Origin of the sequence: Leuconostoc mesenteroides subsp. mesenteroides ATCC 8293 (genome assembly GCF_000014445.1) — a bacterium.
Taxonomy (GTDB): Bacteria; Bacillota; Bacilli; order Lactobacillales; family Lactobacillaceae; genus Leuconostoc; species Leuconostoc mesenteroides.
Window position 1 is genome coordinate 1,361,703 of record NC_008531.1, and the last position, 13,210, is coordinate 1,374,912.

12 protein-coding genes are annotated in these 13,210 nt (G+C 38.2%); 5 read left to right on the forward strand and 7 right to left on the reverse strand.

The genetic code is table 11. The features are described from left to right. Positions 1 to 57: 57 nt before the first annotated feature. Together LEUM_RS06720 and LEUM_RS06725 are read right to left on the reverse strand one after the other, a co-directional pair. Entirely contained in the window at positions 58 to 1,260 is a 1,203-nt protein-coding gene (locus tag LEUM_RS06720; protein ID WP_010289224.1) for an aminotransferase class I/II-fold pyridoxal phosphate-dependent enzyme, read from the reverse strand. Positions 1,261 to 1,412: 152 nt separating this feature from the next. Continuing rightward, on the reverse strand, positions 1,413 to 2,546 hold the full coding sequence (locus tag LEUM_RS06725) for a THUMP domain-containing class I SAM-dependent RNA methyltransferase (protein WP_011680071.1): 1,134 nt from the start codon (positions 2,544 to 2,546) through the stop codon (positions 1,413 to 1,415). Positions 2,547 to 2,568: 22 nt separating this feature from the next. On the opposite strand from LEUM_RS06725, the gene LEUM_RS06730 reads away from it, so the two are divergent. After that, a complete protein-coding gene (locus LEUM_RS06730; RefSeq protein ID WP_002815058.1) occupies positions 2,569 to 2,850 on the forward strand; it encodes a hypothetical protein in 282 nt (93 codons plus the stop codon). Here the strand turns inward: LEUM_RS06730 and LEUM_RS06735 are convergent, their stop codons facing one another. The 5 genes from LEUM_RS06735 to LEUM_RS06755 all read right to left on the reverse strand — a co-directional run bounded on the left by LEUM_RS06735 (position 2,851) and on the right by LEUM_RS06755 (position 9,110). Next, positions 2,851 to 3,486, reverse strand: a complete 636-nt coding sequence (locus LEUM_RS06735; RefSeq protein WP_002815059.1) for a DnaD domain-containing protein — start codon at positions 3,484 to 3,486, stop codon at positions 2,851 to 2,853. A gap of 108 nt (positions 3,487 to 3,594) precedes the next feature. Next, complete coding sequence (gene asnS, locus LEUM_RS06740) at positions 3,595 to 4,902, reverse strand: asparagine--tRNA ligase (protein WP_011680073.1); 1,308 nt, start codon at positions 4,900 to 4,902, stop codon at positions 3,595 to 3,597. Positions 4,903 to 4,909: 7 nt separating this feature from the next. Next, positions 4,910 to 6,103 carry a pyridoxal phosphate-dependent aminotransferase gene (locus LEUM_RS06745; protein ID WP_011680074.1) on the reverse strand — a complete coding sequence of 398 codons (1,194 nt, stop codon included), beginning with the start codon at positions 6,101 to 6,103 and terminating at the stop codon, positions 4,910 to 4,912. A gap of 14 nt (positions 6,104 to 6,117) precedes the next feature. Further along, on the reverse strand, positions 6,118 to 6,645 hold the full coding sequence (locus LEUM_RS06750; RefSeq protein WP_011680075.1) for a hypothetical protein: 528 nt from the start codon (positions 6,643 to 6,645) through the stop codon (positions 6,118 to 6,120). Between the two features lie 71 nt (positions 6,646 to 6,716). Beyond that, on the reverse strand, positions 6,717 to 9,110 hold the full coding sequence (locus LEUM_RS06755; RefSeq protein ID WP_011680076.1) for an exonuclease domain-containing protein: 2,394 nt from the start codon (positions 9,108 to 9,110) through the stop codon (positions 6,717 to 6,719). 161 nt (positions 9,111 to 9,271) lie between these two features. On the opposite strand from LEUM_RS06755, the gene mvk reads away from it, so the two are divergent. From mvk to fni, 4 genes are read left to right on the forward strand one after another with little or no spacing between them, the layout of a single operon-like run. Beyond that, positions 9,272 to 10,204 carry a mevalonate kinase gene (gene mvk, locus LEUM_RS06760; RefSeq protein WP_011680077.1) on the forward strand — a complete coding sequence of 311 codons (933 nt, stop codon included), beginning with the start codon at positions 9,272 to 9,274 and terminating at the stop codon, positions 10,202 to 10,204. Continuing rightward, on the forward strand, positions 10,201 to 11,142 hold the full coding sequence (mvaD, locus tag LEUM_RS06765) for a diphosphomevalonate decarboxylase (RefSeq protein ID WP_011680078.1): 942 nt from the start codon (positions 10,201 to 10,203) through the stop codon (positions 11,140 to 11,142). Before mvk ends, mvaD begins: the two co-directional genes overlap by 4 nt. Next, positions 11,135 to 12,154: a phosphomevalonate kinase gene (locus tag LEUM_RS06770; protein WP_011680079.1), complete on the forward strand. Its 1,020-nt coding sequence runs from the start codon at positions 11,135 to 11,137 to the stop codon at positions 12,152 to 12,154. Before mvaD ends, LEUM_RS06770 begins: the two co-directional genes overlap by 8 nt. Position 12,155: 1 nt before the next feature. Beyond that, positions 12,156 to 13,208 carry a type 2 isopentenyl-diphosphate Delta-isomerase gene (gene fni, locus LEUM_RS06775; protein ID WP_011680080.1) on the forward strand — a complete coding sequence of 351 codons (1,053 nt, stop codon included), beginning with the start codon at positions 12,156 to 12,158 and terminating at the stop codon, positions 13,206 to 13,208. Positions 13,209 to 13,210 lie beyond the last annotated feature (2 nt).

Genomic DNA, 13,210 nt, shown 5'->3' on the forward strand with positions numbered 1-13,210 from the left:
TTCCCGTCCTTATAATTAGAAATAATTTATTTTATCATAAAAATTATAATAGGACAATCATAAAATCTTTACCGTTCTCTTTTCTTCACAGTAACTTTCCAAACGATTCATAGCTGTCTCTAGCATGTCCAGAGATGCCGCATAACTAATTCGTACATATCCTGCACCACCTGGTCCAAATCCAGATCCAGGAACGACTGCCAATTGTTGCCTATCTACCAGGTCATAAGCAAACTCCACGTCATTTTGATTTAAATCTACAGGTATTTTAGCAAACATATAAAATGCGCCGCTTGGTGTTGCCATTTCAAAACCTAGTTTTGTCATTTTTTCAACTAAGTAGTCACGTCGTTTTTTATATTGCTCTTTCATCCATAATGTATCGTCCTTACTTTCAGCACTTTTAAATGCTTCAGTAGCTGCTGCCATTGCAGGATTTGAAGGTGTCATTATGACAAAACCATGCACCATATTAATTTTCTTCATTAATGCCGCAGGACCCGCCAAAATACCGATTCGATAGCCCGTCATGGCATGGGACTTTGATACGCCATTAACAACAATTGTTTGTTCTGGTAAAATGCTTGCCATTGAAACATGAGGTGCATCATAGCTCAATTCAGAATAGATTTCGTCTGAAATGATTAAAATATCTGTTTCTCGTACCACGTCTGCTAAAGCTTTCAACTGTTCTGCTGTGTAAGTCACGCCAGTTGGATTAGAAGGATTGGTGATAATAATTGCTTTGATATGATCTTCGGTAGCAATGATTTCGCGTAAATGATCTGGCGTTAATACGAATTCGTCTTCCGAAACGTCAATAAACACTGGGTGTCCGCCATTAATGCGTGTCATTTCAGCATACACTGGGTAGGCGGGCGTCGGGATCAGAACCTTATCATCAGGATTCAAAATTGCTGCCAATAATGTATAAAGACCTTCTGTGGCACCAACTGTTGTAATGATTTCTTCAGCTGGGTCAAAATCAAGCCCATAACGATCATTTAAAAAGTCACTAGCTGCTTGACGTAGTGTTTTCTTTCCTGCTGAAACTGAATAGTGTGAATCATCTGCACTAATTGCAGCTAAAGCAGCTTCTTTAATATGCTGGGGAACTGAAAAATCTGGCTCACCAATTGTTAGTTTCAGAATATTGGGAATATCACTAACTTTTTCGTCGAATGAATGGATTGGGCTAGGCTTTACTTTATCTAAATTATCATTAAAAATACCGACTTGTTCTAACTTTGACTTAATCATATTGAATCCTCATTTCATTGTTGCTTTATTCTATCAATGATGAATTATTTTTTCACGAAAATATTGTACAAAGAAAAAATTTATCATTGGTCATATTGCATAAATAGCCACCCTGAAAATAAAAAAACAAGAGATCATTGATCCCTTGTTTTTTATCTAACACGCTTACCCCAGTACTGGAAGTAATCGACACGCAATGCCCCATTATATAGTTTGCGTCGTTTTGTCGCTTTTTCACCGTAAGATTTTTCAAACTCTAAGTCACTAGTTAAAATATACTTACTCCAACTTGGTAGATTACGATAGACAGAACCCATTTGCTCGTATAACTCACGGGCGGCTTCGAGTTCACCTAAACGTTCACCATAAGGCGGATTAGTCACCAGTACACCGTTAAGTTTATCAGTTGTCCAGTCTTTGGCAGCTAACTGCTTGAAAGTGATATCCTGACCAAGTCCCGCATGTTTGGCGTTTTCTCTAGCAATATCAACCATATTTTCGTCAATATCAAACCCTTCAATATCAAGAGTACGGTCATAATCAGCTTGCGCTTCAGCCGCATCACGCACTTTGTCTGACAATTTTTTATCAAACCAGTCCATGCTCTCAATATCAAAGTCACGAATTAATCCAGGTGCGATATTACGACCAATTAATGCTGCCTCAATCGCAATCGTTCCAGAACCAGTTGTTGGGTCAACAAATGGACGATCCGGGTGCCAATTTGTTAGCAAAACTAGTGCCGCTGCAAAGTTTTCTTTTAATGGTGCACCACCCTTATTCACACGATAGCCACGCTTAAATAGGGATTCCCCTGTTGTATCCAAGGTAACCATAACGTGATCTTTATCAATCATCACTTCAAGTTGTGCAAAATAACCGTTTTCAGGCAAACGTGTTCGAATATGATAAGCTTCTTGCAATCTATTGACGATTGCTTTTTTAGTAATAGCTTGAACATCTGGCACACTAAATAACTCAGATTTTTTTGAACGTCCTGCAACGGGGAATTCTGAATCATAGTTCAAATAATCCTCCCATGGTAACGCTTTAACGCCCTCAAACAGCTGATCAAATGTCGTCGCATCAAATTCACCCACAATAATTTTAATTCGATCAGCTGTACGAAGCCAAATATTAGTATTCAATATATCTTTTTGTGTACCATCAAAACGTACTCGATAATTTTCAACTTGATGTTCATAGCCCAAGCGTTCTAGCTCTTTACCAACAAGCGATTCCAATCCTGCTGCTGCTGTTGCCATTAAATGATATGTTTTTTCCATGATTTTCCTTTATAATTAGCGTATGAGATTAACTGATTTAGAAGATTTAACACAATATATGTCACTTGATACAAAATTATTAGTACAAACTGAGGACTTTGTTAATCCAGTGACAGCAATAAAATATGCAAATAATCATTCGGATATTATATTGCTAGCTAATAATCAGACTAATGCCATGACACTATCACAACTATTCGCACGTTTGCGTACACTACCGGCAAATACTATTCTCCTCACAGAAAATAATCAACCTATTTTTGGTTTTCATCTTGATAATCAATACAATATTATTTTTAAATAATTAATCAATAATATTGTTATATGTTACACCACGTCTGCGCTGCTTAGAGACCTGCGCTGCCTGTGGTGTAGTAATATTATCACGTTGCCAGTTGGCCAAAATTGTTTCAATATAACGCAAACTACGGGCATTATTTGCAACAGCCTCTTGAATGGCCAATAACATCATCACTGGCTCAAAGTGATCCTGATCGAACCAATGCCCAACAGTTTGCATTTCCATTGGTGATAACGGACGCCCAAATTCTGCCTCTAACGTCTGCATAATCTCACGACGAGCACTCTTACCATCTGACACAATTTCCGACCGTTGTGTAGTTTGACCATCTAATAGTTTTTCGTATAATGGTGTAAAATCATAAGTTTCAGTCTGAATACTGCCACCTACCACCTGCATCAAATCTCGTCTTATCAAACTCTGCAAACGCGTAATAACAATTTTTTCGGTCGTGTGCATTACTTGGGCAATAGCTGCCGGTGTAGCTTGATCTCCCCGCCCTTGAATACGCTCCACCTGCATATACAATGCTAAATCATCATTATCTAGACCAACATCTTGATAATGTAACAACAAGTCATTACTTACGCCAGTGTTACCAGCTTGAATATACTGTTGTAATCTTTTTTCTAACGTCATATTTCCTCGGTTTTAAAAACGTCCAAATAAATTGGACGTTTTTCTTAGTTTTTCTTATATAAATAGTGTATCACATTCGAGTAAGAATACTATGCTACAAAACTATAATTAAGGACGTAAACGGTTGGTCATTCGTGGAAATGGAATGGCTTCACGAATATGCTCCTCGCCAGTTACAAATGTCACCATACGTTCTAAGCCCAAGCCAAATCCTGAGTGTGGCACTGAACCGTACTTACGCAAATCAAGGTACCAAGCATACTCATCCATGTTTAACCCTAGTTTTTCAATTTCATTCTTCAGGTAGTCATAATCCGTATCACGTTCTGATCCACCTATAATTTCTCCATAACCTTCCGGAGCTAATAAATCAGCTGAAACAACAATGTCATCTCGTGTTTTATGGCGCTTCATGTAGAATGGCTTAATTGCTTTTGGAAAGTTAACAATAAACACGGGTTTAGCAAAATGATTAGCCAAGAACGTTTCTTCGGGTGAACCAAAATCAACACCCCACTCCACATCAAAATCATTATCTTGTAATAATTTGACTGCATCATCATAGCTCACACGTGGATATGGTAACTGCGTATATGAACGAAGTAGGCCTTTGTCACGCTTGAGAATGTCAAGTTCTTGATCATTATTCTCGAGTACCTTTGAGATCAAGAAAGCAATATAACGTTCTTGGAGTTTCAAACTTTCCTCTTGATCCATAAAAGCCATTTCAGGCTCAATCATCCAAAACTCAGTCAAATGACGTCTCGTCTTAGATTTTTCTGCGCGAAATGTTGGCCCAAATGTAAATACTTTACCAAACGCCATTGCACCAGCTTCAGCATACAATTGACCAGTTTGCGACAAGAATGCTGGTTCGCCAAAATAATCCGTTTCAAATAATTCAGTCGTTCCTTCTGGGGCAGATCCAGTCAGCACAGGAGCATCTAATTTCGTAAAGCCTTCTTTGTTAAAGAACTCGTATGTTGCTGCAACAAGTGTATTACGAATTTTTAGAGTAGCAAACGGCTTCAGATGCCGTAAGTACAAATGACGTTCGTCAAACAGAAATTCAGTTCCATGCTCTTTAGGTGTAATTGGATAGTCATGGCTTTCACCAATTACTTTAATATCGGAAACAGCCATTTCATAACCGAAAGATGAACGAGCATCTTCATGAATTTCACCAGTAACATAAATACTAGTTTCTTGCTTCAAACTTTTAGCAGTTTCAAACACTTCTTCTGACACGTCAGCTTTAGCAACAACCCCTTGGAAGAAGGCTGTGCCATCACGTAATTGTAAGAATGCAATTTTGCCACTACCACGCTTTTGACGGAGCCAAGCCCCAATAGTCACTGTCTTTCCAACAAAGTTTTTTGCATCAATAATCTTAATTTTAGGTATTTCTTCAGTCATCACTATATTAATCTTTCGTATATTTTTTAAAGAATTGCGTCAAACGTAAAACTGCTTCATTAAGGGTATCTTGGTCTTTAGCATAACTCAAACGCAGATATCCTGGCATGCCGAATCCCTCACCGGCAGGCAAAGCAACATGTGCTTCTTCCAAAATTTTCGTTGATAATTCAACAGTATTACTTACGCCAACAAGTTTCTTTAATTTTTCATCAACTTGTGGAAATAAATAAAAGGCACCTTGCGGCTTTACATCAACGTGTACGCCATTAATTTTGTTTATTGCCTCAAAAGTCGTATTTAACCGTTGTTCAAACGCCTGACGCATGTTTTCAACAGTGTCTTGCTCCCCATTCAATGCCTCAATTGCTGCATATTGAGCCGCTACTGTTGGATTGGAAGTCATGTGTCCCAATAACTTATTCATCGCCGAAATAATTTCTGAACTCGCTAAAGTCCAACCTATACGCCATCCTGTCATTGAGTATGCCTTAGACACACCATCCACAATAATCATAGCACTATTTTCAAGATGTTGTAACTGCAACCCAGATGTAAACTCAGCACCATTATAAACAAGTTGACCATATATTTCGTCTAAAATAACATAGACCCCATGTGTATTTGACCAATCTAGGATATCTTGAATTTCTTGTTTACTATATACTTGCCCAGTTGGATTGGTAGGAGAATTGACAATAACCAACTTGACCGTTTCTTTAATTTTGTCCAAATCTGAAATGGTTAACTTCATCGACGAGCTTTCCGAATGAACCTCTATCAGTTCACCACCAGCTAGCTTGATTTGTTCAACATAACTCACCCACTCCGGAGCAGCAGTAACAACTGTGTCACCAGGATTTAGTAAAACTTGCATCAATACATACAGTGATAATTTTGCTCCTGTCGTTACGGAAACATTTTGAGTAGTAATAGCTGCTTCATATCGCTGACTGACATTTTCAACAATCGCCTGCTTCAAGGCAGGTAAACCACTGGCTGGTGTATAAAAACTTGTTTTTTGTGCTTGAATCGCTTCAATAGCTGCGTCAGAAATATTTTTAGGTGTTTGAAAATCAGGCTCACCTACGCCTAAATTAATGACATCAATACCCTCTGCTTGCATTTGTTTAGCAAGGCCGTTCATAACTAACGTTGGAGAAGCAGTTATAGCATTCACACGATTCGAAAAAGTCTTCACTTTATAGTTACCTCTTACATACCTGAAATGGCACGATACGTCTTTCCTGATTTAAAGTCTAATGTTAAATAATTTAGTTTATTGTCCTGCCCTTTATAACTAATCTCCCAAACTAATACACCTTGGTATTCACTAATATTAGCTGAATATAACTTTTTTGGCTTGAATTTGTTAGTTATCAGTTTTTTGAGCTGACTATCTGTCATTCCTGATGAACGATTATATGTTTTTATTTTATTATTGCGAACAATTGCAACTTTTTGAGTGCCAGTCGTTGTTTGCCCTAGAACAGCATAAGTGGTCGTCTTTCGATAATTAACAGATACTTGTGTTACTGTTGCAATGCTTGTTTTTTCACGTACTAATTTTTCAACTCGATTTTCTGCCTGGCGCATTGGAGCTAATGAAACGTAAAAATACCCCAAAATAAAGGCTGCTAGGATAATCAGAATACCGACTACTATGAACCAGAAGTGCGCCCAATGAATGCGCGCTTGGCGATGTCGCTGGCGGATTCGAATATCATCTTTAAATTGTATCATTTTTTGAACCCTCCATAATGGCACGTACACATGATATTATACCAAAAAATATGGTGATTTTGATCTGCGAGTTAGAGGTCATGCAATAATCGATCATATTGCTGTTCTAAACCTTTTTTCAAGTTCATCTTTTCAACGACAATTTGTTGCTTAAATCGATTACGTTGCATAGCATTCAATTGAGAAACTAATATACCATTTTGATGACGTTGCATTTGGGTTAAAACATAAGCTAGACGTGATACAGGTTGCCATACTTCTCTTTCTGGAACAATTACAATTGCAGGTAATTCCTGCTCTCTAAGCCACATGGTTGAAAAAATTTTTGGGGTAACAATAATAATATTATTTCGTTTGGTTTGACTCTGTCGTTGTATTTTTTCCAACGAGCCAGTAATTCCTTCCGCGACAATATTATAATTCGTTGTCACTGCATATTTTATTTTTTGATACCAATGATTAACCCGTTCTTCATTGGGGACGATTAATAGTATTTCTCCAACATTACGCTGCGTAATAGCTTGTAAATGCACTATTGGAGACGAACGTTGCAATTGTACAACATGAATTGGTTGTAAATCATTATGAACAAATTCACGCTCAACAGTAAAGGGCTCCGGTACATCACGTAAGAATTCCGTAACCTCTGTTGGTAAAAACTCACTCACAATTAATAATTTATGAACATTGGAAACAAATTCTGCTTGATAAATCGCACGTTCCAAAATATCGAATACGACTTCAGTTTGAGTTTGTCCGTTAACTTCGGAAAATTCATTTGCCACCACAATGTCATTTTGTAACTGTAAGCGTCTAATCTTCAACAATTGATCTCGAGCATCTTGGAACTCATGAGGAATACTATTTTCACTAATTTCAAATAATTCCTTCAAATGTAATATTATCAGTAGAAACCGTTCCACGCGCTTTAAATTAGCCCGTTGATTATCGGATTGCAATATTTGTTTTAGTAGTTTTAATGCTTCACTTAAACTCTGCCGAACAAATAAGCGCTGTTTATGCGTCAAACCAGCAATCTCTTGATGATTCAATCCTTTTAAAATGTTTTGATACTGCGTGACATTTAAAGAAACGTGAAAATAATCATGTAAATCATCAACAAATTGCGTTGGTGTTTCCATGACAACAACTGGCCATTTATCAATCTTTTTCTCTTCACGCAGTTTCTGACTTTGCACAAAGTATGTGCTGAAGTTCATGATAATGATATTAGCTTGATGCGCACTTTTATAAGCCTTTTCGAAAAATTGTGCATGACTGTCACCACGAATTGATGACACGTAGTCACCATTTTGAACACCTACCGAAATTTCTCGAAGTAAACCAGTTTTTGTTTGCGTTAGCCAAACCAAAACACGAGCTTTAAAAAATTGAATTTGCAATGTACTTTTTTCTTCTAAAGTTTGAGCAAACTTTTCAACATCTATATACTCTGATGGCTCGTACAAAATAGCACTTTGCATTGGTCGGCTAAATAGCTTTGTAAGATTAGTAATAATATCTACTTGCTGAGCTTGTAAACTCTCATCATTAGTCAATAAAACCGCTGTTTTTCCACTTAGAATAACTGGAACTAAATAGGCCAATGTTTTTCCAACTCTCGGACCGGTTAAAATGGTCAGCAAGCCATCGGTACGTTTATTTAAGAATTGATTGGCACGATCCATTAAACTGTTCTGTGCAACATTTGTCGTTAACCACTGCCCAAATAACTTTGTCTTTTCGTCACTTGTTTCTGGATAATCAACTTGGACAGATTTAGAAGAATGAATTGTTTGTTCTGTTGTAGTGGTTAATACAGCGACTTGCTCAACGGTACCAAAATTTTGCTTGTTTTTTGAATGAACAAGCTTTAAAAATTGCTGCGTTTGACGTAGTAACGGCCAATCACCTTGTTGCAATTGTTTTAATGTAATGTCCGGTAATTCTTCAAGTTTTTTCCAAAATTTCAAAAACAGTAAAGCCGTGGCATGCGCATCCGCATTGGCACGATGTGCATTTTTGAGCGTGATATTTAAGTAGGTCGTTAAATCTAATAAACGATATCCCGGCGCCGTTGGAAACAATATTTGAGCAAGCTGTACTGTGTCAATAGCAGCGGATTTTAAGAGTGGAAAACCAGTTCTTTCGAACTCATCATTTAAATACGGATAATCAAAATTAACATTGTGCGCAATAATCACTGTATTTTGAAGTAAATTTTGCAATAACGGTGCAATTTCTTCGAAATACGGTGCGTTTTGCACATCCTTTTGTGATATATGCGTGAGCTGCTGAATTTGACGATCAATTAGTTGGCCAGGATTGACAAAAGATTCAAAATGATCAACGATTTGACGTTTCTTTATAAATGTCATACCAATTTGAATAATTCGTCCACCTTTTTTTACGCTATGTCCTGTGGTCTCAAGATCGACAACCACGAATGTATCGTTGGCGTTCATATAAAGCACCTTTCTAAACGTGCGTGCTAGAGCACTTTTTATGTGAGAATTGCGCTGTTTACTACACAATAATTATGCGCACTAAACAACGCAATTCTCTTTTATATTTTACACTAAATACTACTGTGCGGTACAATAGTAGAGTACATCTGGAGAAATTTATGTTAAGTCAAATGAATGGCGTAGGTCAATCCCACGCAAAAGCAATATTAATCGGCGAACACGCCGTTGTTTATGGCGAACCTGCCATTGCAATTCCCCTACCAAATATGACGGTCACTGCTACATTGAGGCCAGCATTTCGTGGTCAAACAATCGATGGTGCTGAATTCCATGGTGATTTAAGTGAACTTGGTGCAAACGTTGAAGGTATCCGACAGCTATTACTGCGCCTAATCAATAAATTTAAAATGACTAATGTGCCATTCCTTCTCTCTATTGAATCAAATGTTCCTCAAGAACGAGGATTTGGCGCTTCAGCTGCTCTAGCAACTGCGATTACAAGAGCATTTTTCGATTACTTTAACACGACTTTAAGTAATACGGAACTGAATTACTTCACAAACATTGAAGAAGTCATTTCCCATGGATCACCTTCTGGCTTAGATGCCACCACCGTTAATTCGAGCAACCCGATTTGGTTTATCAAGAACAAAACAATGGAAAAATTCGAAATGAACTTATCAGGTACGTTGGTATTAGCCGATACAGGTATCCATGGTCAAACCGTTCACGCTGTCAGCATAGTCAAAGAATTTTTGATTAATGATCAAGAACGTGCTTGGTCAACAATTAGTCATCTCGGACAAATTGCTGAAAAAATACGGATTGATATTTCTGAAAATAATCCCGAGCATTTAGGTATGATGTTTACAGCAGCCCATCATGAATTACAATCATTGGGTATTTCACATCCTAAACTTGACAAACTAGTTAATGCTGCGAATCATGCTGGTGCTTTAGGAGCAAAGTTAACAGGCGCTGGCATTGGTGGTGCTATGTTTGCTTTAGCTAGAAATAATAATGATGCAATCGCAATTGCCAATGCTCTCAATAAAGCTGGCGCACAGAATACATGGATTCAACCCTTATGAAAGCTACTGCCCATACAAATATTGCCCTCATAAAATACTGGGGAAAAAAAAATACGGAACTGAATCTACCGACAACTAGCTCACTTTCATTAACACTAGACAAGTTTTACACAACAACTTCTGTGGAACCTGCCAATCATGATCGTTTTATTTTAAATGACCAAGTCGTCGACGCCACTCGTGTTCATCGCTTTTTGGATATTCTGCGACAACAGTTGGGTGATTTTACACCACTGCAGGTTATTTCTGAAAATCATGTACCTACAAGTGCTGGATTAGCCTCCTCTGCTTCGGCTTTTGCTGCGTTAACAGGAGCTGTTACACACGAATTAGGAATGGACCTACCCAAGGAAGAATTATCCCGCTTAGCCCGTCGTGGTTCTGGTTCAGCTAGTCGCTCTTTTTTTGGTAACTTCGCCATGTGGCATAAAGGTATTGACGACGCATCTTCTTTTGCCGAGAGCCTTAACGCGCCTGAATTGCCCATTGCCTTGGTTGTTGCTGAGGTTTGTGATGCGCCTAAAAAGATAACTTCAACTGAGGGAATGAAACGTGCTATTACCTCACCAAATTATGATCGCTGGCTATCAAAGTCGGCTAATCAATTCATTGATATGCAACATGCTATCCTAGATCAAGATATTGACAAAATTGGTGCTTTGGCTGAAGATAATGCCTTGGGTATGCATGCTTTAAATTTAACAGCTACAAGAAGCCCATTCACTTATTTTACAGACAAAACACAATTAATTTTATCTTTGATACAAGATATGCGCCATCAAGGAATATTGGCCTATGCAACAATTGATGCAGGGCCAAACGTTAAAATTATCACAACAACGCAAGAAGCGCCCAAAATTGTGACCATACTAAATCATGCCATACCATCCCTGAAACTTGAAATTGCTCAAAGCGGGCCTGGAATTTCTTATGACTAAAATATTAATCCCTGGTAAACTCTTTTTGGCTGGTGAGTATGCAATTACTAATCCTGGCAATACCGCGCTTGTTGTTGCCATTACTACAGGGTTAGCAATAGAAATTACCACAGCCCGTGAAGTTTCTACTATTACTTCTAATATCATTACAGATGATCTAACTTTCAATATCAACCAAGAAACGCCAGAGCAAACTGATGACTGGCGTTTTGTTCGCGCGGCTGTGAATCTGATGACACATTATGTTCACACGAAAAAAATTAGGGCAACATTACAAGAAGTAAATATTGACATCAAAAGTAATATGAATCATCCTACAGGTAAAATTGGTCTTGGTTCGTCTGCAGCCGTGGTTGTAGGCATCGTATCGGCTTTTAATAACCATTTCAAACTCAACCTAACGTTACTGACTCAATTTAAAATTGCTGCGCTCGCACACTTGCATGTGCAGAAAAATGGTTCATTAGGTGATGTTGCAGCAATAACATACGGCGGTGCTATTTCATACCAAAGCCCTGATTTGTCTCAATATCAAACGGCAGATAAAAATTGGCTACAGCCTGAAATTGTAGATGTGCCCTGGAAAAAACTAAACATCGTTCCCCTCAGTTGGCCGCAAGACTGGCAAATCCTTTTAGGTGCCACACATGAAAGCGCCGATACAAGTAAGGCACTCGCCTCAAAAACATTGCCAACTTCTTTTTTCAAAGAAAGTCAACATGTCGCTGACGACGTCGTTCAATCGGTTATTAAAAACGACTACAAGCAATTTTCAAAAGGTTTAAAATTAAATCAAACCATCTTACGGCACACATTATCCCAAAAATACGTTACACCAAAACTAGCAATTCTACTGCAGACACTTGGCGATACCGCAGGAAAAATCAGTGGTGCTGGATTTGGTGATAATGGCTTTGCTGTTGTTAATGGACCTACAGATTTACCAGAAATGTGGCTTGCAGCTGGAATTGAGCCACATTACGTCCAAATTGCCCCACAGAATCGAGGTTAAAATGACTGAATCTGCTCAATCTCATCGTAAAGATGAACATCTATCGCTTGGTGTCAAACTCTGGCGTCAAAATACAATGCCTGTCATTGGTGCAACTTATGATGATGTACGTTGGTTACCCAATACTTTTCCCGAAACGAGTGTGTCAGAAGTTGATGTTTCAACCAAATTATTTGAACACCACTTTAAATGGCCCTTCTACATTGAAGCCATGACAGGCGGATCAGCTTTAACTGGTCGCATCAATATGGAACTTGCTGAGGTAGCTGCTGAGTCAAATATTGCTATGGCAGTTGGCTCACAATCGATTGCACTTAAAGAACCAGAAACTCGTGATACATTCACAATTGTTCGTAAGAAGAATCCCAATGGTTTTCTATTTGCCAATTTAGGGGCCGACCATCCTATTTCAAATGTACGTACTGCCATTGATATGATTGATGCTAATGCCATTGAACTTCATGTTAATGCCGCCCAAGAACTTGTCATGGCTGAAGGTGATCGCAAATTCTATTGGCTAGACAATCTTGCTGAAATCATCGCAAAGTCACCTGTTCCGGTGATAATTAAGGAAGTCGGCTTTGGTATGAGTCAGTCTACTTTCAAACAAATTGCCGATCTAAATCCAGCTGCTATCAATGTTGGTGGAGCAAACGGAACAAATTTTTCTATTATTGAACAAAGGCGTAATCGCCTTTCTGAAGCTGTTAATTTAGATCATTACGGACTATCAACTGTCGAAAGTTTGCTGGAAGCAAAAATGGCTAAAAATAACTTACCCTTAATTGCTACAGGAGGCATTCAAAGTGTGAATCATGTCATAACTAGTCTCATGCTGGGCGCGTCTTTAACTTCTAGTGCTGGTTTCATGCTCACAACACTAATGGAAAAAGGTCAAAAATCATTACTCGAAGAAATTAATGCATGGCAAGTAGCGTTGCCACGTCTATTCACATTACTTGGTGCCCAAAATATCACGGAACTGCAACATAAACCACTAATATACAGCCCTAACCTACAAAATTTTATTGCACAACAAAAAGCATCTCAATGAGA